We start from the raw sequence: 21,407 nt of genomic DNA on the forward strand, positions 1-21,407 counted from the left end.
GGGGGCTACACCTGCGGCATCTCCCCCCGGCGGACTCAGTTGGAGCCAGTTCCAGGCGATGGCGGCCGATGTCGGCAGCTGGACCTGGGGCACGGTGCAAGGCGCCTTCAACGAGAAGGCCTCGCTGTCGCAGATCCTGGTGGATGCGGTGATCGGCATGATCCCGCTGGTGGGCGACGTCACCGCGGCGCGCGACATCATCGCTGTGGTCATCCGCCTGATCGACGATCCGGAGGCGCGCGAACGGGTCTGGGAATGGGTGTTGCTCGTGGTGCTGGTGCTGGCCTTGGTGCCGGTGATCGGTGGCGTCATCAAGGGCGTGGGCCGCATCCTGTGCAAGGTATTCAAGGCCGCCGCCGAACTGCGCGGCGCCGCGCGTGCCGCGCACCTGTTGCAAGGTGCCAAGGACATCATCGCCTTCCTCAACCGCATCGGCACGCGCAACGCCGAGGCATGGCTGCTGCGGCTGAAGTTTGCCGACTATCAAGCGCAGATCCTGGAACGGTTCGCCGCGCTCACCAATACCCTCGCCTCGGTGCTGCGCAAGGCCAATGCACGGATGGGGGCGCTGATGCCGGGGATGTTGACACAGCGAATCAAGGAACTGATCGGCGGTCTGGGCACCTTGCGCACGACAGCCGAGCAGATGATCCCCAAGGCGATCAAGGAACTGGACCAGAACCTGCGCGAACTGCAGGCCTACGTGCGCAGCGGCGGCGAGACGACCAGCCGGGTGGCGCTGCACCGGGTGGCCACCGGCGAGCGCGTCATCACCCGCGCCGACGAAGCGCGCCTGGTGGAAGATGGCGTGCTACCGGTGCGGTCTAGCCGGGGCGGGTTCAAGCAGAATCCGGCGCTGGTGAAAAGACCTGAGCAATGGGAACACTTGTACAAGCCGGAAGACGGGTATCCGAACTTGGCGGACAGGCAAAAGGAAGGTGTCTATCAAGCTCTACAAGCCTACTCAGGGAAAATGATCAACAGGCAACTCCGTGACGGCGAAAAAGTTTTCCGTGCCTTTGGCGAGGAAGGGGTGACGCACAGTGTTAACGTGGGTTCGACCTCGCCAGGTGGCATGTGGTGGGGCATTGGCGAGGCGCCTCAAAGCGCCCAGGAATGGCGTCCGTCCACCGCAGTACTGGACGAATTCAACCGCAATGGATTTATCGTCACCGGCAAGGTAAGCGGCGAAAATGGACCCAAGGCGGTGGTCGGCACGGTTGCCGAGCAAGTGGGCGTCATATTGCCAGGGCAATACCTGCCTGGTGGCGCCACGCAGGCATTTTTCTCCCTGGACAAACCGGTAGCGGAACAACTGACGGCTCTGGGCAAGCTTGCCATTAAAGACAACAAGCCGTTTACGTGGATCGACCCGGCGAGTGGCATGAGTTTCGAAGTGAAGCCGACCGGCTGGAAGGATGTCAACGGCATCATCGGTTACTTCCATACGCCTGGCCCGACCAGCGTCACAACCGTCCGACTTGCAGAGCGCGAGCAAGCGACCAAGGAGCATCGTCAAGTGGTGGTATCGCCGTGAGCAGCAATTTTCCCGAGGGTCTAAAGCTTCCCAACGAACTCGAACGTCGGCAGATGTTCTACCAGCTGAAGAAAGAATCTTCGTTCACTGCATGGAACCGGATGCTTGAGCTGTATCAAGCGTGGGCGGATGTGACAGAAGAAAGTGTGCGGCAAGCCGATGCGCAAGGTTGGTTGGAGAAAAGCGGGATTAAAGAGTTGGATTACGTCGGAATACTGAAGGGACTCGCCCATCAGGAAGAAGGCGTGCGCAGGCTACGCAAGGGCGACAAGCGCGTCTTCAAGTTCGATGCCAACGGTGAATTCGTGATGGCCAACCGCCAAGTGAGTCATTGGATCGAATTTGTATGGAGGGTCGAAGTCGGGGAAATGAATATAAATCGAGAGATGACGCCGCTGTGGCATGAATTTTCTGAATGCCTCGAAAATATGCGCCATCTCGGAAACGAAATCTGGGCAGATATCATCGAAGGTCGTTACTTCGAAGATCCCGCACCCAATATCTATGGCAAGTGGTTCCAGGAAAATGTAGCTAAAATGCACTTTCCTCCGATCATCCCGGACGTACCTGACCCCGTTGAGAACACGCTGGTTGCCACTGGCAGTCGTATTCCCTGCTCGGGCATCTGGGAGCCGGTGGATGCGCCGAAGCCAAAGAAATTCAGCCTGTTTTCCAAACCGGATATACCGACTGGATTTTTGCCTTATATAGGCGCACTCAATTATCTTCATGATGGTTCGCCTGCACCACAAGCCGGCCAAATTGTGAGGGACGCAAGCATCGACATCAATGTCGTCTGGCGCCTGATCTGGCGCGACGACCGCTACGAGGACGGCACCATTCCGGAAGAAGAGGCCGGCTATGTGTTCATGCAGCGCAATGAACGTGCGGGCGCCGCCGCAGCAAATTACCAGCCGCAGCGCCGGCAGGTATCGGCCATGAGCGGTCAACGCGCATCCCAGGCCGGCCGTTGGCTGGTCATGGACGATCTCAACGCGGCCGCGCAGTTCAACGCGGGCGACGAGCTTCCGTTGCACGAGGGCCGCAAGGTGCAATGGGTACTCGCCGAACCTTGATTCGCAACTGGCCCGCTACCAGCAGCTCAACCGGCCGACCAGCGACCTGTACACCGACGCGGCCGAACCGGACAACGTGCGCCATGCCTTGCGCCGTGTGGTGCCGCTGTGGCTGCCGGCCGCGCTGGTGGCCGGCTTCGGCCTGCTCGGCTTCTTCGGTCTGCGCCTGTCTCTGGACCACCAGACCGAGCAGCGCATGGCCGCCTACAACCAGGTGGTGCAGATGCCGCAACGCACCGCGCACATTACGATCACCCTGCCGTGAGTACGTCGATATGGATATGCCGACGCTGGCCGTCGCCCTCGCTAGTCTGGCGCAGCCGTCCCAACATGCCCGCCTGATCCAACTGCGCGCCCCGGTCGAGGGGCTGGTGGTGGAACGCTTCCACGGGCAGGAGGCGGTGTGCGGCGCCACCGTGCTGCAGATCGCGTGCCTGGCCACCTCGGCGTTTCTCGAAGCCGAGGCGCTGCTGGAGCAGCCGCTGGACCTGCAGCTACGCCAGGCCGACGGCACGCAACGCCACTGGCAGGGCCTGTGCACCGAAGTGGCGCAACTGGGCGGCGACGGCGGCCTGGCCCGCTACCGGCTGACCCTGGCGCCGTGGACGGCGCTGCTGGAGCTGCGGCGCAACGCGCTGGTGTTCCAGGACCTGGACGCGCGCGCGATCTGCGAACGGATCTTCGCCGACTACCCGCAGGCCGCGTTCCGCTTCGACGTGCAGGCCGCGTTGCCCGCGCACCCGATCACCACCCAATACCGCGAGACCGACTGGGCCTTCGTCACCCGCCTGCTGGCCGAGGCCGGCCTGGCCTGGCGCTACGCGTACGCGCAGGACGAGGACAGCGAGGCGACCGCGGCCACGCTGGTGATCTTCGACCCGCAGGCGCAGGTGCCGGACAGCGGCACGATCCGCTTCCACCGCAGCGACGCGGCCGAGGCCGACGATGCGATCGGCGCCTTCGGCGAGCGCCGCGGCGTGGTGCCCACCGCCAGCACCGTGACCAGCTGGCACAGCGAGCAAGTGCGCGCGGTCGCCGCGCAGGCCCAGGCCGAGGCCGGCGCGCTGCCGCCGCTGGAGGTCTACGTGCAGCCGCGCGCCGGGCGTTTCGCCCAGGAGGCGACCGCGCAGGACCAGGCGCAGGCGCGGCTGGACGCGCTGCGCGTGCCGCACACGCTGCACGCCGGGGCCGGCAGCGCCCGCGTGCTGGCGGCCGGGGCGGCGTTCACCTTGCGCCAGCACGCCCAGCACGACGGCCAGCGGTTCGTTCCGGTGGCGATCGAGCACGTGGCGGTGAACAACCTGGGCCAGGGCATCGTCGCCCTGCTCGATGCGCCGGAGCTGGAGCACGGCAGCTACCGCAACCGCTTCCTGGCAGTGCCGGCGGCCACGCCGCTGCGCGCGCTGCCGCAGGACCGCCCGCGCATGCCCGGGCCGCAGAGCGCGCGCGTGGTCGGCGTGGCCGACGCGGCGCTGAGCCCGAGCCGCGACCACCAGGTGCGGATCCAGTTCCCGTGGCAGCGCGGCGACCAGCCCACTCCCGGCGGGTTGACCGACAGCGCCAGCACCGCGCCCGGCCACGCGCCGGGCGACCAGCGCGCCGGCACCTGGGTGCCGGTGGCCGAGTGGGTGGCCGGCCCCAACTGGGGCAGCCACTTCCTGCCGCGCATCGGCAGCGAAGTGCTGGTGGAGTTCCTGCACGGGGACATCGACCAGCCGCGCATCACCGGCCAGCTGTACAACGGCGAGGTCGCCCCCCCCTTCGGCGGCGGCCTGGACGAGAGCGCCAGCCACCCCGGCACGCTCAGCGGCCTGCACACCCAGTCCCACGACGGCAGCGGCACCCAGCAATGGCTGCTGGACGACACCCCCGGCCAGCTGCGCACGCGCCTGCACACCTCGCTGGCCGACACCCGGCTGGAACTGGGCTACCTGGTCCAGCACAGCGACACCGCCCGCGGCGCGCTGCGCGGCCAGGGCTTCGAACTGGCCTCCCAGGGCTGGGGCAACGTGCATGCCGCGCAAGGCCTGCTGCTGTCCAGCAGCGCCCGCGGCCAGGGCGCCTCGACCGCATTGGACGTGGCCGAGGCGGTGGCCCAGTTGCAAGGCGCCGAACGCACCGCCCAGGCGCTGCACGACACCCTGACCCAGCAACAGGTGCCCGGCCTGGACGCCCATCCCAGCGTGACCCGGCTGCGCGAGGCGATCGACCCGCAGGCGCAGGGCAAGTACACCGCTGCGGTCGGCGGCCAGCCGGCGACCAAGCCGGCCGACGGCGGCCGCGACGGCCAGGCGCCGGTGGAACGATTCGCCGAGGCGCGCCTGCTCGGCGAGTCGCCGGACCACATCGCCTGGACCACCCCGGCCAGCGCGGTGGCCTATGCCGGGCAGGCCCTGCAGTTGACCGTGCAGCACGATGCGCAGCTGAGCGCCGGGCAGACCCTGTCGGCGGTGTCCGGCCAGCACACCGCGCTGTTCGCCCAACGCGGGCCGATCAAACTGATCGCCGCCGCCGGCCCGGTGAGCCTGCAGGCGCACACCGGCGCGCTGGAACTGCTGGCCGACCAGGCGCTGACCGTCACCGCCACCGACACCCGCATCGACGTGCTGGCGCAGCAGAAGATCGTGCTGCAGGCCGGGCAGACCCGCCTCACCCTGGAAGGCGGCGACATCACCTTCGCCTGCCCGGGACAGTTCACGGTCAAGGCCAGTCGGCATCCGTTCTTGGGGCCAGAAACCAATCCAGCCATTCCCGAACATTTACCCAAAGAAACAGTGCTTCTGCCCAAGCAATTTGGCATTCGCGTTGGTCAGCAGTTCAATCTAAGCGGGCTGCAAGGGAAACCTTACAAATTAGAACTAGGTGGGCAGATATTTGAAGGAGAGCTCAGCTCAGACGGGACTGTCATCCATGAACTGCCAAAGGGTGCGCGCAAAGGGAAGCTTACCGTTTATCCCTTTGGGCTTGAAAACCATCCATGGGAATGGAAGCTTGACTTGGCATCCCAGAAAAAGACAAGTGAACACATGGGCTTACAGTCCAGACTTAAGAATCTCGGATTTTATCACGGAGAAATTGACGGCGACTTCGGTCCTTTGAGCCGTATGGCCATACAGCGCTTCCACCGAGCGAAGGGCATTGCGGGTCTCAACATCCCAAGCCAGCAAGGCGTCACGTCACTAGGCAACGACCACGACATCTAGGATGGATGCATGATATACGGCAATTACGACTTGCGCCGCGGCGATAACGACGGCAATCCCGCAAGCAATTCACCACCACGATGGGGAGGAACCAATAACCCTCCGCCCCCTACGGCCACTGCTCAGACGCCCCAGAATCAAGCTGGAGCTACGATAGCTGTTCCTCAACATGTGCGTCAGCTGCAAAATGATCTGCGCACGCTCGGATTTTTATTTGTGACCAATGCTGATGGTGCTTTCGGCGCCGGCACGGATTGGGCAGTTCGAGAATTTCAGATCTACGCCGGCATGGCTAACGTAGCTCGAATTAATGATGCCCGCCTCCATGGATGGCAACCTCAGGCAGGCATTACTGCGCCGGAAGTAGCCGCACTTGGCACGCGCCCTCACTCCAATCCGCCAGAAAGCTACTACGTCAGCTCTCTCGACCGAGTTACCAACAATGCTCGCTATACTGGGCCAATCAGCGGCATAGTAAATTCTGCAACTCGTAATGCGATCGAGCATTGGCTTCGCAATAATTATCGCTGCCCCGTAGTCATAGAGGCTTGGCAGGTTAACCCAAGCAATGGTCAACGCACTACCGTTGCAACCAACGGGGTTAATATTTGGAACTACAATGAGATAACTCAGGCAATTATACGCAACGCCGCCAACCAAGTAATTGCACGAGTTCGCATGTTCAGCCGTGACTTTACAGGCCATTATACGTTCCCTGCGACGCGTAACCAAGACCACTACCAGTCACTTGGAGGCTACGCTCGATACACAACTTACGGAGGACCGCAGAGCGAAGTACCAAATCACACTTGGATAGAAGCTGAGATGACGCCGGAGCGACTTATTGGGCCAGCATCGACCATCGCTACCCTTGCCGCGTCCCCAGATGGAGCAACGGCCTCTACATATCGCGTTGTACGTGCCACATCCGAACAAGAATGCATGGGCATGTTTGATAGTATCAACGCCTATGACGATGCGCTGATCTCTCTAGGCCCTTGTCACTGGACCATGGGTTTAATGCCACAGGGCGGCTACGACAATGGCGAACTTCCCGGTTTTCTTTCCTACTTTCTTCATCGCAACCAAGCTGATTACCAGCGAGTACTAGGCAACTTCGGCCTATATCCTTCATCAGCCTGGGCAGGTGCCAATGTCGGCCCTCTCTGGAATCAAACAGGCCGGAAGTACACGGGCTGGATCCGCCAGCACAATGAACAAACTCAGGTAGCACAAGCGCCTACCATCCTTGCACAGGCTGCGCAGGTAAATCAGCAACTGCCGATGGTTGATCGCGCTCCAGCCGAGGCCAACTACTTCAAGACCTGGCACTGGTTTTATCGGTTTGCCATGGCTGGCCGAACCGTTGCAAGCATGCAGCAATCAATGTGGGATATGGTCCGCATGCGAATTCGCGATCTACGTGGAGTCGCCATATCGGTTCAAGCAGGCACTATCCAAGTCAACAGTACACTGGGCGAATTTTACACGTCAGAGAAGGCGATTGGAATTCTGCTGCGTTGGCATATTTACCGCCCAGCACACGTCACTGGACAACGCGTACGTGATTCACTTATTAGCGCCATCAACGGACATCCGCAGCTAAATTGGAACATCGCACCCGCGCAATGGACAGATGCCCACGAACTGGCTATCACCGAACAGCTGTTGGCTGATGCAATAGCTGTCAATGATACGCAGGACCGACTCGCTTCTTGGCCAACATATGCGGGTCGCAACGGACGTCAATATACACTCAATAATGAGCTTGGATCTTTGCGGACTGGACGTCGCTCTTTTCACTTTGACACTACCGGGATATGATCAATGCATTTTTCCCTAAGCACTATTATTTTTTCCTCCTGCTTTTGCTTTGCCACCTCGTGCTCAGCAGCATTGCCAACAAAAGATTCAAGCGATTCTTTACAAGCACACTGCGAGTCAGCTCCGATTGACGAGCATATTGTGCTTCGTATGATAAAAGGTAAGCAGATTAGTGCCTGTCCACCTGATGCGGAGGAAGGATGCCCCTACAGTGCTAATCATGGACAGACCTACCTAGTGGCTACTCCTGATCTAAATCAGGATGGCCGTGCTGACGCCGTAATCCGCTATCTAGGGAGCAGCTACGGCGACACTGACGCTGTTGACTATCTCGTGCTGGCGCAATGCAGAGACGGTACATATATTCGCGCATTAGAAGGCGCTTTCAGTGACCTTAGAGTTCCCGATTCGATCGTAAAAATATGGCCAGACCTAACCGCAAAGCGGGTCTGTCCAACACCTGATAATACAGGCTCGGCAGCTACCGAATTATCATTACATTTCGATCCGGAATCTTTTAAGTATCTTTCAGCACCCAATGGATATTTAGACTCCCCCTGCAACTGAACCGTGCTGCAGATCGCGTGCCTGGCCACCTCGGCGTTTCTCGAGGCCGAGGCGCTGCTGGAGCAGCCGCTGGACCTGCAGCTGCGCCAGGCCGACGGCACGCAACGCCACTGGCAGGGCCTGTGCACGGAAGTGGCGCAATTGGGCGGCGACGGCGGCCTGGCCCGCTACCGGCTGACCCTGGCGCCGTGGACGGCGCTGCTGGAGCTGCGGCGCAACGCGCTGGTGTTCCAGGACCTGGACGCGCGCGCGATCTGCGAACGGATCTTCGCCGACTACCCGCAGGCCGCGTTCCGCTTCGACGTGCAGGCTGCGTTGCCCGCGCACCCGATCACCACCCAATACCGCGAGACCGACTGGGCCTTCGTCACCCGCCTGCTGGCCGAGGCCGGCCTGGCCTGGCGCTACGCGTACGCGCAGGACGAGGACAGCGAGGCGACCGCGGCCACGCTGGTGATCTTCGACCCGCAGGCGCAGATGCCGGACAGCGGCACGATCCGCTTCCACCGCAGCGACGCGGCCGAGGCCGACGATGCGATCGGCGCCTTCGGCGAGCGCCGCGGCGTGGTGCCCACCGCCAGCACCGTGACCAGCTGGCACAGCGAGCAAGTGCGCGCGGTCGCCGCGCAGGCCCAGGCCGAGGCCGGCGCGCTGCCGCCGCTGGAGGTCTACGTGCAGCCGCGCGCCGGGCGTTTCGCCCAGGAGGCGACCGCGCAGGACCAGGCGCAGGCGCGGCTGGACGCGCTGCGCGTGCCGCACACGCTGCACGCCGGGGCCGGCAGCGCCCGCGTGCTGGCGGCCGGGGCGGCGTTCACCTTGCGCCAGCACGCCCAGCACGACGGCCAGCGGTTCGTTCCGGTGGCGATCGAGCACGTGGCGGTGAACAACCTGGGCCAGGGCATCGTCGCCCTGCTCGATGCGCCGGAGCTGGAGCACGGCAGCTACCGCAACCGCTTCCTGGCAGTGCCGGCGGCCACGCCGCTGCGCGCGCTGCCGCAGGACCGCCCGCGCATGCCCGGGCCGCAGAGCGCGCGCGTGGTCGGCGTGGCCGACGCGGCTGTGAGCCCGAGCCGCGACCACCAGGTGCGGATCCAGTTCCCGTGGCAGCGCGGCGCCCAGCCCACTCCCGGCGGCTTGACCGACAGCGCCAGCACCGCGCCCGGCCACGCGCCGGGCGACCAGCGCGCCGGCACCTGGGTGCCGGTGGCCGAGTGGGTGGCCGGCCCCAACTGGGGCAGCCACTTCCTGCCGCGCATCGGCAGCGAAGTGCTGGTGGAGTTCCTGCACGGGGACATCGATCAGCCGCGCATCACCGGCCAGCTGTACAACGGCGAGGTCGCCCCCCCCTTCGGCGGCGGCCTGGACGAGAGCGCCAGCCACCCCGGCACGCTCAGCGGCCTGCACACCCAGTCCCACGACGGCAGCGGCACCCAGCAATGGCTGCTGGACGACACCCCCGGCCAGCTGCGCACGCGCCTGCACACCTCGCTGGCCGACACCCGGCTGGAACTGGGCTACCTGGTCCAGCACAGCGACACCGCCCGCGGCGCGCTGCGCGGCCAGGGCTTCGAACTGGCCTCCCAGGGCTGGGGCAACGTGCATGCCGCGCAAGGCCTGCTGCTGTCCAGCAGCGCCCGCGGCCAGGGCGCCTCGACCGCATTGGACGTGGCCGAGGCGGTGGCCCAGTTGCAAGGCGCCGAACGCACCGCCCAGGCGCTGCACGACACCCTGACCCAGCAACAGGTGCCCGGCCTGGACGCCCATCCCAGCGTGACCCGGCTGCGCGAGGCGATCGACCCGCAGGCGCAGGGCAAGTACACCGCTGCGGTCGGCGGCCAGCCGGCGACCAAGCCGGCCGACGGCGGCCGCGACGGCCAGGCGCCGGTGGAACGATTCGCCGAGGCGCGCCTGCTCGGCGAGTCGCCGGACCACATCGCCTGGACCACCCCGGCCAGCGCGGTGGCCTATGCCGGGCAGGCCCTGCAGTTGACCGTGCAGCACGATGCGCAGCTGAGCGCCGGGCAGACCCTGTCGGCGGTGTCCGGCCAGCACACCGCGCTGTTCGCCCAACGCGGGCCGATCAAGCTGATCGCCGCCGCCGGCCCGGTGAGCCTGCAGGCGCACACCGGCGCGCTGGAACTGCTGGCCGACCAGGCGGTGACCGTCACCGCCACCGACACCCGCATCGACGTGCTGGCGCAGCAGAAGATCGTGCTGCAGGCCGGGCAGACCCGCCTCACCCTGGAAGGCGACGACATCACCTTCGCCTGCCCGGGACAGTTCACGGTCAAGGCCAGTCGGCATCCGTTCTTGGGTGGGGAGAGCGGAACTGCACTCATCGACAAGCTGCCACAAGGCACGGTCGATGGTGTCAGGAAATTATCTTTCTCAAGGTAGAGACATGATCATCAGCCCTCCGTTTCTGATTGCCCGCAATGCCAATGAGGCCGAAGATTCATGGCTGGCACGCGCCATGCCATTGGCCGACAGTGGTACCTATCCGGTCAGCGAGCTACTTGGCTGGCATGGAGGCATTCACCTTCGCGCACCAAGTGCAGGAACCGGTACCGAGCCGATCAGGGCCATTGCCGATGGCACAATCGCCTATGTCCGCCAACCTACCCAACAGAGCGATAGCCATGCCCTCAACTATCTGGGATGGACAGATGATGGGTGTGTTGTCCTACAGCATGACACTTCGATTGGTGCCGATGACACCACTGAAACAGAGGTGCGGTTCTACTCGATTTATCTTCACCTAAACACTATTCGCAGCACCGTCAAGCCGGGGGAGAAAATCCATCGAAAGGCTGAATTGGGCACGGCGGGTAGCTTTGAGGGCACCAACGGGATCATCCACTTCGAGATCATCTGCAACGATGCGAATCTCAAGAAGCTGATGGGTCGCAATAGTGGTGATTTGGACACAAGCAAGAACGGACGTACAGACGCTATTTTTGGCGAGATGTTCTTCAAGCTGCCAGGCACCACTCAGGTTTATGCGCAGCGTCCAGCGTTGAGCCAGACCGCAAGCGCAGGCGGAACGGCACTGAATGAAGAGCTATTTGTGGGAATCCGCTATGCGGCAGGCGATGCCAAGGTCACTACATACAAAGCTGACGGAACGACGCTTGGCAATGTGCTGACCGAAGAGGATGCGGAGTACAACCTGTACGCTAAGTCCGCAGAAATCGTCACAGCCTATGCAGGTCAGGCCGATGCTCCGGTGCAAAGCGCCGTATACGAACTCTTGCGCTTCGGTCGTGCAGTGGGTCCGGACCCGCTTAAGCCGGCAGATACACCGCACTGGCGCCAGATCGCCACGCCCACCGGCACCGGGTGGGTGAATCTCAACGGTAGTAGCGTCACGAAAAGCAGCGACGCCGATGCCCCGCACTGGTCAGGATGGCATCTGCTTAACGAGTATCAGACAGACGATAGCCGATGCTCCATCGTAACCATCAAAAAGCTGCTGGATGCCAATAGCGACGGGATCAATACACGCGAAGAAGCGGCAAGCCAACTCAAGAAGGTTACAATCATAAAGTTCTTGGCGGGGACAATCTGCAAATTTCCAACCGAATGGCAGAAGAGCACCATCGCAACGCGCTGGGGTTGGACCACGAAAGAATCGCCTCCTGGCAGTCCTGCCAACAGCGCCGGCTCGACTACCTATCTAACGCAGAAGGATTTTGCAAAGTTCCAGAGCTATGCAGAGGCACTTTGTTTTTGGGATGAGGCCAAACTGGAAGGCATGGAGGTGGCCCACTGGCACTTCCATCCTATCCGCTTCATCGATCATTTCAGGAGGTGCGGTTGGCTAAGCAAGCGAGAGGTCATACGTGCTACTCGCAAGACGGTCCCGGAAAAGAATAAGAAGACCCAGGCCGTGACGGAGAACGGAGCCCTCACTTGGGAAGCGATGAAAAGTCGCCTGGAAACCGCTTCAGCCAAACGACCGGAAAACATTCACATACCGATTCAGAAGATGTGCGCAAAGTACCTGATTACGACACCGTTACGCATCGCCCATCTCTGGGGGCAATTGGCTGCCGAAACCGGGAGGCTAGAGCTAATGGTTGAGGGCGGTGCTGATTCCTATTTCGATAAGTATGAGCCGGATACACCTCAGGGAGATCGCTTGGGCAATACGACATCTGGTGACGGAAAGAGATTCAAGGGAAGAGGTCTAATTCAGGTTACAGGAAGACCAAACTATACAAATTACGGCACGTATCGTGGAAGGAGTTTCCTCACAGATGAGACCAGCGCCCACCTACTGACAGAGGCCTACAACACCTGTGATGCCTCGGGCTGGTACTGGGCAAGCAAACAGAGGATTAGTCTTTCAAATAAAAAATATTTGCCATTGGGCAAGCTTGGAATAAATTATTGGGCTGACAAAGGCGAAAAATACTTGGACCGAAAAGAGGTAACCAAATGCATCAACCCTGGATTAATGCATTTTGATGTCAGAAGTGCCTGCTTCGGCCACGCGTCCGATGTATTGAATGACAACAAGGATGTTTCTGCTGACTATGCCGCCATTATAGAGCCAAAAACATGAAGAAAATATTACTCTTAACTTGCCTTCTCTTTTTTCTGAACGGCCCCGCGCTCGCGCATAACAATGAAAGAGTAATAAATGCAAAATGTGGCCTCTCTTACTTAGTGCCATCAGGATTTAAAGAAATCAAGATCAGTGACGCCATTCTTGTTCCGGGGAAATGCGTATTGGCTTTCGACAGGCGGTACGCCCCCAAGTCTCCGTTTAAAGGTCCCTATCCAACTGATGAGATAAGGGCTTCGGTAGATTTTTTCATACAGGTAGACATTTTTAGCGTAGCAACAGCAATCAAAAAAAATGGATTTTCGGCGGCTGATCAAAATGCAAATAGAGTTTGCAAAAAGCTTGATGGATTTGAACCGAATCTGGACATAAATTCCTCCAACTTCAAAAAATTGGATGGAGGTGACTTATATGAAATTACAATGATTGACCGAAAAAAGCCGGGGAAAGGGAAGAAAATATATTTGGCTGGAAATGATAAGCAGTCCTTGTCGTACACAACTTGGTTCAAACCCGGCAGAGAAAGAGATGCTCTAGATCAGAAGAATCTTGACGCGCTATTCTCGTCCATCAAGTTTGATGATTGATTTACTGCATAATTGCATTGACGATGAAAAGTCGCCTCCCGCAGACTATATTGCCATTACGGAGCCATCGTCATGACACGAGCCTTATTGTTATCAATATCAGCAGTGCTTTTAATTCTAGCGCCGAGTTCGGAGGCTGCGCAGCAACAAAAAAAAATCACTGCATGCGGCATCACATACTCGGTTCCAGCCGGACTTGTGAATGTGGATATGCAAGCCTTAGATAGTGAGAGCGGGGAAAGATGCCTTCTAGCTTTTAAATGGTCCGGAAAAAAGATAAAATCATATAGCGGACCGCCACTCGATAGTGACTGGAAGGGCCTAGTCGATATTTTTATAGAAATTAAGAATCAGGACCTAGCAGCAACAGCAAAACAGGAGGGATTTAATTTAAATGAAGCCAGCAAAGACCAACCCCGCTACTCCGATAAACAGGGGTTGTTCTTACTACACAAACTCGACCAAACCCAACTCAATAACGGCCGCATGTATAAAGCCATTTTAGATGCCAAAAATAAAACTCCCGTCATGATCAGAACCGGCCTTCAGGGAAAGGTTGTCTTTATGGCTGGAAACAATTCAAAATCAGCCTCTTATACTATTTGGATAAACAAAGAGGACAAGAGTCAGGAAAGGGCAAGTATTGAGAAGATCTTCTCGTCAATGAGTTTTAAGTAGTCGGCCATGCAGGATTCGTATGGCGTTATAGGTCAAACTTTATAGGCCAAACTTGGAAGCTGCGGGGAACATTGGTAAAGGTCAGTCTGGCGGTGAACCACCGACACGGATTGATGGTGGGCGCGCAGCTTCACGGGCAGTCCCTACTACGACGGCCTGGCACAGCGAGCAAGTGCGCGCGGTCGCCGCGCAGGATCAGGCGCAGGCGCGGCTGGACGCGCTGCGCGTGCCGCACACGCTGCACGCCGGGGCCGGCAGCGCCCGCGTGCTGGCGGCCGGGGCGGCGTTCACCTTGCGCCAGCACGCCCAGCACGACGGCCAGCGGTTCGTTCCGGTGGCGATCGAGCACGTGGCGGTGAACAACCTGGGCCAAGGCATCGTCGCCCTGCTCGATGCGCCGGAGCTGGAGCACGGCAGCTACCGCAACCGCTTCCTGGCAGTGCCGGCGGCCACGCCGCTGCGCGCGCTGCCGCAGGACCGCCCGCGCATGCCCGGGCCGCAGAGCGCGCGCGTGGTCGGCGTGGCCGACGCGGCGCTGAGCCCGAGCCGCGACCACCAGGTGCGGATCCAGTTCCCGTGGCAGCGCGGCGACCAGCCCACTCCCGGCGGGTTGACCGACAGCGCCAGCACCGCGCCCGGCCACGCGCCGGGCGACCAGCGCGCCGGCACCTGGGTGCCGGTGGCCGAGTGGGTGGCCGGCCCCAACTGGGGCAGCCACTTCCTGCCGCGCATCGGCAGCGAAGTGCTGGTGGAGTTCCTGCACGGGGACATCGACCAGCCGCGCATCACCGGCCAGCTGTACAACGGCGAGGTCGCCCCCCCCTTCGGCGGCGGCCTGGACGAGAGCGCCAGCCACCCCGGCACGCTCAGCGGCCTGCACACCCAGTCCCACGACGGCAGCGGCACCCAGCAATGGCTGCTGGACGACACCCCCGGCCAGCTGCGCACGCGCCTGCACACCTCGCTGGCCGACACCCGGCTGGAACTGGGCTACCTGGTCCAGCACAGCGACACCGCCCGCGGCGCGCTGCGCGGCCAGGGCTTCGAACTGGCCTCCCAGGGCTGGGGCAACGTGCATGCCGCGCAAGGCCTGCTGCTGTCCAGCAGCGCCCGCGGCCAGGGCGCCTCGACCGCGCTGGACGTGGCCGAGGCGGTGGCCCAGTTGCAAGGCGCCGAACGCACCGCCCAGGCGCTGCACGACACCCTGACCCAGCAACAGGTGCCCGGCCTGGACGCCCATCCCAGCGTGACCCGGCTGCGCGAGGCGATCGACCCGCAGGCGCAGGGCAAGTACACCGCTGCGGTCGGCGGCCAGCCGGCGACCAAGCCGGCCGACGGCGGCCGCGACGGCCAGGCGCCGGTGGAACGATTCGCCGAGGCGCGCCTGCTCGGCGAGTCGCCGGACCACATCGCCTGGACCACCCCGGCCAGCGCGGTGGCCTATGCCGGGCAGGCCCTGCAGTTGACCGTGCAGCACGATGCGCAGCTGAGCGCCGGGCAGACCCTGTCGGCGGTGTCCGGCCAGCACACCGCGCTGTTCGCCCAACGCGGGCCGATCAAGCTGATCGCCGCCGCCGGCCCGGTGAGCCTGCAGGCGCACACCGGCGCGCTGGAACTGCTGGCCGACCAGGCGGTGACCGTCACCGCCACCGACACCCGCATCGACGTGCTGGCGCAGCAGAAGATCGTGCTGCAGGCCGGGCAGACCCGCCTCACCCTGGAAGGCGGCGACATCACCTTCGCCTGCCCGGGGCAGTTCACGGTCAAGGCCAGTCGGCATCCGTTCTTGGGTGGGGAGAGCGGCAATCCCCAATTCGCCTTGCCCGATGGGCTGATGCATCTGGAGCCAGACCGCATGCTCGATTTTTCGGGCTGATCCCTCTACAAGGAAGACATCTTCATGGCAGATACCGAGCAGAAGAAACTGGCGCAGATCAGCAAGCTGGTCTATCCGTTCCAGAAAAGCGCAGAAGCAGGCAAGGCCGGCGCCAAGCCGACCGACATCGACGATCCGCAGGTCTATTTCGATGCGCTGTCCAACGCGCAGGACGGGTTCTACCCCATCGGCGCCAATGGGCAATGGCACGGCGGCATCCATTTCGATACGCAAACCGGCAACACCCTGGCGCAGGAAGACGGCATCCGCTGCATCGGCGATGGCGAGGTCGTCGCTTATCGCATCGACTCGAAATACCCGAACGTCGACTTCAGCGCCGGCAAGGCCACCTACTCGCGCGGCTTCGTGTTGGTCCGCCACTGCCTGGAGCTTCCGCCTGCGCCCAAGCAGACCGCGCAGCCTGCCCCTGCTGGACCGGGCGCGGCCAACACGGCACCGTCCACGCCACAGCCGGCAGCCCAGCCTGCGGCAACACCCGATCAGAAGGCGAAAGAGCCTTCGCTGATCTTCTACAGCGTCTATCTCCACCTGCTCGACTGGGCCGGCTACCAAGCCGATCCGAAGAAGCCGCGCCCGGCGTTCTGGAAGAGCGTGGCCTATGTGGTCGGCGACAAGGCCAAGGACCGCGACAGGGCCTCCAATCCTTCCATCCCGGAGGCAGGCGTAGGCCTTAACCTGCGCGACGCGCAGCATCAGAAGGTCGGCTATGCGCCACGCGGCGCCAAGCTGCGGCTGGGTGCCGAAAATCCCAACAAAAAGGGGTATTTCGTCATCTCCGAGGTCGTCAGCGGGCAGACCGTTCCTGCCGACGCAAAAGGACTGTATGCCTACAAAGCCGAGCTGACCGCCGCCGGCGCCGAGCCCGACCGCCAGGACGCGGTCTATGTGTTGCCAACCCCTGCCCCGATCAAAGCCGGCGACTTGATCGGCTATCTCGGTCACTACCAGCGCTTTGCCGATCTCGAGCCATTGGCGGCAACCGGCCCCGCGCAGAATGGCGTGCGGCCACTGGTCCAGTTGGACGTATTCACCGCAGAAGATCTCAAGACCTTCATCGCCAAGAGCCGTGAGCGGGCGAAGCTGCTGGATGCCAAGCAAAAGACGCTGCTCAAGATCGACGTGGGCGCCAAGCTTGTGCTGCCAAGCGAACCGGACCAGCAGATCGGCACCGAGGAGGCCGCCGCCGTGGTCCCCGGCGGCAAGGACGGAGCCTGGGTTCAGGTGCGCAAAGGCACTTTGCAGATCATGGACAAGGGCAGCCTGAGCGGCTTCAACAGCACCACCCACGCCTACGGCGGCGGCCAGATCCTGCATCGCGTGCTCGGTGCCAGCGATAGCGACAGCATCACCGAAGCGGCCTACAACGCGCTGAAGACCAAGGAAGAAAAAGACAAGTACCCGCGCCGCCAGGTACTCGTTCCCAGCGGCCCGCCGGTGTGGGTGCAAAAGGCGCTGATGGGCGCCGACACCAGCGTCGCCGGCCGCTCGCTCAAGGCGTGGAGCACGTTCCCGCTACAGGCCAGCCAGGCCAACGGACCGGAGGCGGGCTTCATCCGCGTCGCCGCGATCAAGAAACTGAAAAAGGTCGCGACCGAAGCGGACGGCACCCGCTGGTGGGAAGTGGATGTGGGCAAGATCGACGGCAACAGCGGCGTGGGCTGGGCCAGGGAGAAGGATCATGCCAAGGTCACCCTCTGCTCGCCGTGGGAGTGGCCGGGTTTCGAGTTCATCGAAGCCGACGGCACTACGCCGGAAGCGCTGTACGCACGCCATGTGGTCGCCACCAAGCAAGCCAAGCCCGACGAGCAGGCCGCACTGGAAGCCAAAGCACAGGCGGCCACGGGCGGCCCGCTGTTCTCGCGCGTATGCGACGCCATCGACCTGGACGACGACCGTCATCTCACCCCCGCAGAACTGCGCAAGGCCCTGAAACAGCCCTGGTTGGCGGAGGCGATTTCCCGCCTGGTCTTCCACCACACCAGCGAATGGGGAACGCCGCGTGCGCAATGGAACGCGATCGACGGCGATATCCCCGAATCGCGCAAGGCGGATTGGGACAAGGAAAAGAATCGGATTGAATCCCTGCAGTGGTGGAGCGACGTAAAAACCACTCCAGCTTTGCCGGGGGATGCCAAGGTTTATGCTTTCCATCCTATTGGGTTGATTGCGAACTTCCCTGGAAGTTCGGGCTGCGCCTGTGGCTGCTGCCTAGGCGAAATTTTCGCATCAGCTCGCTATGGAAAGCAGTATGGCCCGGTATATTGGGGAAAGCTAAAATTAGCTGACTTCATGGGCTGGGATGCCTTAATTACTTCTGGCAGTGTAACCGCCACGGAACGGGACATCTTGGTTGCGATGTCTGAAAATGAAGGGAATATGGACGCCATTCAATCCTACGATAGCGAAGTCCTTACCGCAGGCGCAATGCAGAAAACAGTTAACCCCCAGGGGGCGGGCGAATTACCCATACAAGTATACGAATTCCAACAGGAACATCCTGCTCTGTATCAGTCACTTTTTGCAGATTGTGGCTGGGAAGTAAAGGACGAAGGCGGCAAAAAGTATCTTTACTACGATGGCAAAACTGGCAGCGAGCTGAAGCAAATCTTACGAGAAGGCTTTGACCAGGCCGCTTTTGAGAGCAAGAAAAAAATCAGCTCAAAGCCGCTTGCCACAATTGCCAACGCAATTGTTACCGATGAGTACAAGGCAAAGCAGGCCAAGGACTTTGTTAAACGTCTTCGAACCGCCAATTCACTTGCTCCCGCTGGATATGCCACACACAAGATCAGCGACTACATTCGTTCAAACCTAGGTAAAGCAGTAGTTCTAGATCACCATGTAAATCGACCTGGATATGTGGAGCGCGATTTTGGTGCTGCTCTAGACACCTTCTTCTCACGGAACCCGACAGTGTCACGCGACCCTGGAACCTGGGCGACCCAACATTCTAGTCACGAATCTTCAATACTGGATATTTACGGCAACTCACGTGTAATGACTGACGCGAGTGCGCGATATAGCAGCCTTAAGGCAAAACTATGAAATATGTACTGACTTCTGTGTTCCTCATACTGTCCGCTTGCGAGGGTGGCAGTGCAACGACACAAGCCGATCCAAATCATGGTCACACCGCTGCATCACCGCCTGTGCACACGGAGCCTGCAGCCGCCCCCCGAGCCACGTCTCCCGACCTTAGCCCAGTAGTGCTGACCTACGGGGATCCCACCGCCGATGGCCGATTTGGGAGTGTAACCATCGTGCACGATGGGCAATCCATTAGGACCTTGCTAGGACAGGAGGACCAAGATGGAGCGTTTGAACGCGAGAAGTCGCCGCGTCTTTCTCCCAACCATCGATTCGTGTTCCTCAGCCAGATCGCATCAGCTGAGCTGGAGACCCCACAGGGCCCAATCACGCAAGAAGCCGCGTACTGCAACCTAGTTGACACTCATAGCGGTTGCATCGTCGCGCGGGAGACTGGTGAATTCTGCGGCGGCAAATTCACCAGCGAAGGCCAGTGGGATAATCCCGTATATCCGAACCTCGATCTCATGAAAGCGACCCCGAAAGCCGATGACTATGCGAAGGGAGTGCGCAAACCAGCGGACTCACCGGAAACGTCATTCAGTAATTTACTAGCCTGTGACGAGGTCAATAACGGTAATGCCGACGCTTATCTGTCGATCCTAGATAAGCGCATCTTTAAACTTGATGCCTCCCAGATCAAAACCGTGCGAGACAAGCTAAACCACCTAAAAGCGCACTGATAAGACGTGCCGCAGGACCGCCCGCGCATGCCCGGGCCGCAGAGCGCGCGCGTGGTCGGCGTGGCCGACGCGGCGCTGAGCCCGAGCCGCGACCACCAGGTGCGGATCCAGTTCCCGTGGCAACGCGGCGACCAGCCCACTCCCGGCGGGTTGACCGACAGCGCCAGCACCGTGCCCGGCCACGCGCCGGGCGACCAGCGCGCCGGCACCTGGGTGCCGGTGGCCGAGTGGGTGGCCGGCCCCAACTGGGGCAGCCACTTCCTGCCGCGCATCGGCAGCGAAGTGCTGGTGGAGTTCCTGCACGGGGACATCGACCAGCCGCGCATCACCGGCCAGCTGTACAACGGCGAGGTCGCCCCCCCCTTCGGCGGCGGCCTGGACGAGAGCGCCAGCCACCCCGGCACGCTCAGCGGCCTGCACACCCAGTCCCACGACGGCAGCGGCACCCAGCAATGGCTGCTGGACGACACCCCCGGCCAGCTGCGCACGCGCCTGCACACCTCGCTGGCCGACACCCGGCTGGAACTGGGCTACCTGGTCCAGCACAGCGACACCGCCCGCGGCGCGCTGCGCGGCCAGGGCTTCGAACTGGCCTCCCAGGGCTGGGGCAACGTGCATGCCGCGCAAGGCCTGCTGCTGTCCAGCAGCGCCCGCGGCCAGGGCGCCTCGACCGCATTGGACGTGGCCGAGGCGGTGGCCCAGTTGCAAGGCGCCGAACGCACCGCCCAGGCGCTGCACGACACCCTGACCCAGCAACAGGTGCCCGGCCTGGACGCCCATCCCAGCGTGACCCGGCTGCGCGAGGCGATCGACCCGCAGGCGCAGGGCAAGTACACCGCTGCGGTCGGCGGCCAGCCGGCGACCAAGCCGGCCGACGGCGGCCGCGACGGCCAGGCGCCGGTGGAACGATTCGCCGAGGCGCGCCTGCTCGGCGAGTCGCCGGACCACATCGCCTGGACCACCCCGGCCAGCGCGGTGGCCTATGCCGGGCAGGCCCTGCAGTTGACCGCGCAGCAGGATGCGCAGCTGAGCGCCGGGCAGACCCTGTCGGCGGTGTCCGGCCAGCACACCGCGCTGTTCGCCCAACGCGGGCCGATCAAACTGATCGCCGCCGCCGGCCCGGTGAGCCTGCAGGCGCACACCGGCGCGCTGGAACTGCTGGCCGACCAGGCGCTGACCGTCACCGCCACCGACACCCGCATCGACGTGCTGGCGCAGCACAAGATCGTGCTGCAGGCCGGACAGACCCGCATCACCCTGGAAGGCGGCGACATCACCTTCGCCTGCCCGGGGCAGTTCACGGTCAAGGCCAGTCGGCATCCGTTCTTGGGTGGGGAGATGAAGACCGTCGCCATCCCGCCGCTGCCGGAAGAACGCCTTCCCCTGCAAACGCTGTCGCTTGATCATCGCTACCACGACGATCAGGGCCTGGCCGGTGCTGACTACGTGGTCACCCTGGCCGATGGAGGCAAACGGCACGGCACGCTCGACGCGCAGGGACGCGCCGAGGTGGCGAATGTCCCCGGCGGCTCGGCCGAGGTGGTGTTCTCGCCGATGCCGGGCCTGTTCGGCCGCAAGGACATGACGCCCACGCCCGATCACGCGGCCAATCCTGCCGATGCAAGGCTGGACGGCGTGGTGGACAAGTATCTGGCCGCCACCACCGCCGATTCCGGTAAAGGAGTGCAGTGATGGGGG

The 21,407-nt window shown here is 62.1% G+C and carries 12 protein-coding genes and 2 pseudogenes; all 14 read left to right on the forward strand.

Going from position 1 to position 21,407, the window contains the following annotated elements:
• Positions 1 to 58 precede the first annotated feature (58 nt).
• Positions 59 to 1,537, forward strand: a complete 1,479-nt coding sequence (locus E4A48_RS09295) for a hypothetical protein (RefSeq protein ID WP_142742304.1) — start codon at positions 59 to 61, stop codon at positions 1,535 to 1,537.
• Positions 1,534 to 2,613 carry an Imm71 family immunity protein gene (locus E4A48_RS09300; RefSeq protein ID WP_142742305.1) on the forward strand — a complete coding sequence of 360 codons (1,080 nt, stop codon included), beginning with the start codon at positions 1,534 to 1,536 and terminating at the stop codon, positions 2,611 to 2,613. The genes E4A48_RS09295 and E4A48_RS09300 overlap by 4 nt, the downstream gene beginning before the upstream one ends.
• 67 nt (positions 2,614 to 2,680) lie before the next feature.
• Positions 2,681 to 2,878, forward strand: a pseudogene (locus E4A48_RS09305) (DotU family type IV/VI secretion system protein); the annotation flags it as partial.
• Positions 2,879 to 2,888: 10 nt separating this feature from the next.
• A complete protein-coding gene (gene tssI / locus E4A48_RS09310) occupies positions 2,889 to 5,816 on the forward strand; it encodes a type VI secretion system tip protein TssI/VgrG (protein ID WP_142742306.1) in 2,928 nt (975 codons plus the stop codon).
• Between the two features lie 9 nt (positions 5,817 to 5,825).
• Complete coding sequence (locus E4A48_RS09315) at positions 5,826 to 7,640, forward strand: peptidoglycan-binding domain-containing protein (RefSeq protein WP_142742307.1); 1,815 nt, start codon at positions 5,826 to 5,828, stop codon at positions 7,638 to 7,640.
• Between the two features lie 3 nt (positions 7,641 to 7,643).
• Complete coding sequence (locus E4A48_RS09320; protein WP_142742308.1) at positions 7,644 to 8,207, forward strand: hypothetical protein; 564 nt, start codon at positions 7,644 to 7,646, stop codon at positions 8,205 to 8,207.
• 3 nt (positions 8,208 to 8,210) lie between these two features.
• Positions 8,211 to 10,604 carry a type VI secretion system Vgr family protein gene (locus E4A48_RS09325; protein WP_142742309.1) on the forward strand — a complete coding sequence of 798 codons (2,394 nt, stop codon included), beginning with the start codon at positions 8,211 to 8,213 and terminating at the stop codon, positions 10,602 to 10,604.
• Between the two features lie 4 nt (positions 10,605 to 10,608).
• Positions 10,609 to 12,774 (forward strand): peptidoglycan DD-metalloendopeptidase family protein, encoded by a 2,166-nt coding sequence (locus E4A48_RS09330; protein ID WP_185910743.1) that lies wholly within the window; start codon positions 10,609 to 10,611, stop codon positions 12,772 to 12,774.
• Positions 12,771 to 13,364, forward strand: coding sequence for a hypothetical protein (locus tag E4A48_RS09335; RefSeq protein ID WP_142742311.1), 594 nt, complete (start codon positions 12,771 to 12,773; stop codon positions 13,362 to 13,364). Before E4A48_RS09330 ends, E4A48_RS09335 begins: the two co-directional genes overlap by 4 nt.
• A gap of 72 nt (positions 13,365 to 13,436) precedes the next feature.
• Entirely contained in the window at positions 13,437 to 14,042 is a 606-nt protein-coding gene (locus tag E4A48_RS09340) for a hypothetical protein (protein WP_142742312.1), read from the forward strand.
• A gap of 172 nt (positions 14,043 to 14,214) precedes the next feature.
• Complete coding sequence (locus E4A48_RS09345; RefSeq protein WP_260608107.1) at positions 14,215 to 15,918, forward strand: type VI secretion system Vgr family protein; 1,704 nt, start codon at positions 14,215 to 14,217, stop codon at positions 15,916 to 15,918.
• 24 nt (positions 15,919 to 15,942) lie between these two features.
• Positions 15,943 to 18,984: a calcium-binding protein gene (locus E4A48_RS09350; RefSeq protein WP_142742313.1), complete on the forward strand. Its 3,042-nt coding sequence runs from the start codon at positions 15,943 to 15,945 to the stop codon at positions 18,982 to 18,984.
• A 317-nt stretch (positions 18,985 to 19,301) separates the two neighbouring features.
• Entirely contained in the window at positions 19,302 to 19,709 is a 408-nt protein-coding gene (locus E4A48_RS09355; protein ID WP_128809155.1) for a hypothetical protein, read from the forward strand.
• A gap of 6 nt (positions 19,710 to 19,715) precedes the next feature.
• Positions 19,716 to 21,401 (forward strand): annotated as a pseudogene (locus E4A48_RS09360) (DUF2345 domain-containing protein); the annotation flags it as partial.
• Positions 21,402 to 21,407: the final 6 nt, after the last annotated feature.

The sequence above is a fragment of the Xanthomonas translucens pv. cerealis genome (assembly GCF_006838285.1).
Classification (GTDB): domain Bacteria; phylum Pseudomonadota; class Gammaproteobacteria; order Xanthomonadales; family Xanthomonadaceae; genus Xanthomonas_A; species Xanthomonas_A cerealis.

Coding starts and splice junctions, on each gene's coding strand:
- E4A48_RS09295 (WP_142742304.1), top strand. CDS start 59: ATGGCGGCCGATGTCGGCAGCTGGACCTGGGGCACGGTGCAAGGCGCC.
- tssI (WP_142742306.1), top strand. CDS start 2,889: ATGGATATGCCGACGCTGGCCGTCGCCCTCGCTAGTCTGGCGCAGCCG.
- E4A48_RS09315 (WP_142742307.1), top strand. CDS start 5,826: ATGATATACGGCAATTACGACTTGCGCCGCGGCGATAACGACGGCAAT.
- E4A48_RS09320 (WP_142742308.1), top strand. CDS start 7,644: ATGCATTTTTCCCTAAGCACTATTATTTTTTCCTCCTGCTTTTGCTTT.
- E4A48_RS09330 (WP_185910743.1), top strand. CDS start 10,609: ATGATCATCAGCCCTCCGTTTCTGATTGCCCGCAATGCCAATGAGGCC.
- E4A48_RS09335 (WP_142742311.1), top strand. CDS start 12,771: ATGAAGAAAATATTACTCTTAACTTGCCTTCTCTTTTTTCTGAACGGC.
- E4A48_RS09340 (WP_142742312.1), top strand. CDS start 13,437: ATGACACGAGCCTTATTGTTATCAATATCAGCAGTGCTTTTAATTCTA.
- E4A48_RS09350 (WP_142742313.1), top strand. CDS start 15,943: ATGGCAGATACCGAGCAGAAGAAACTGGCGCAGATCAGCAAGCTGGTC.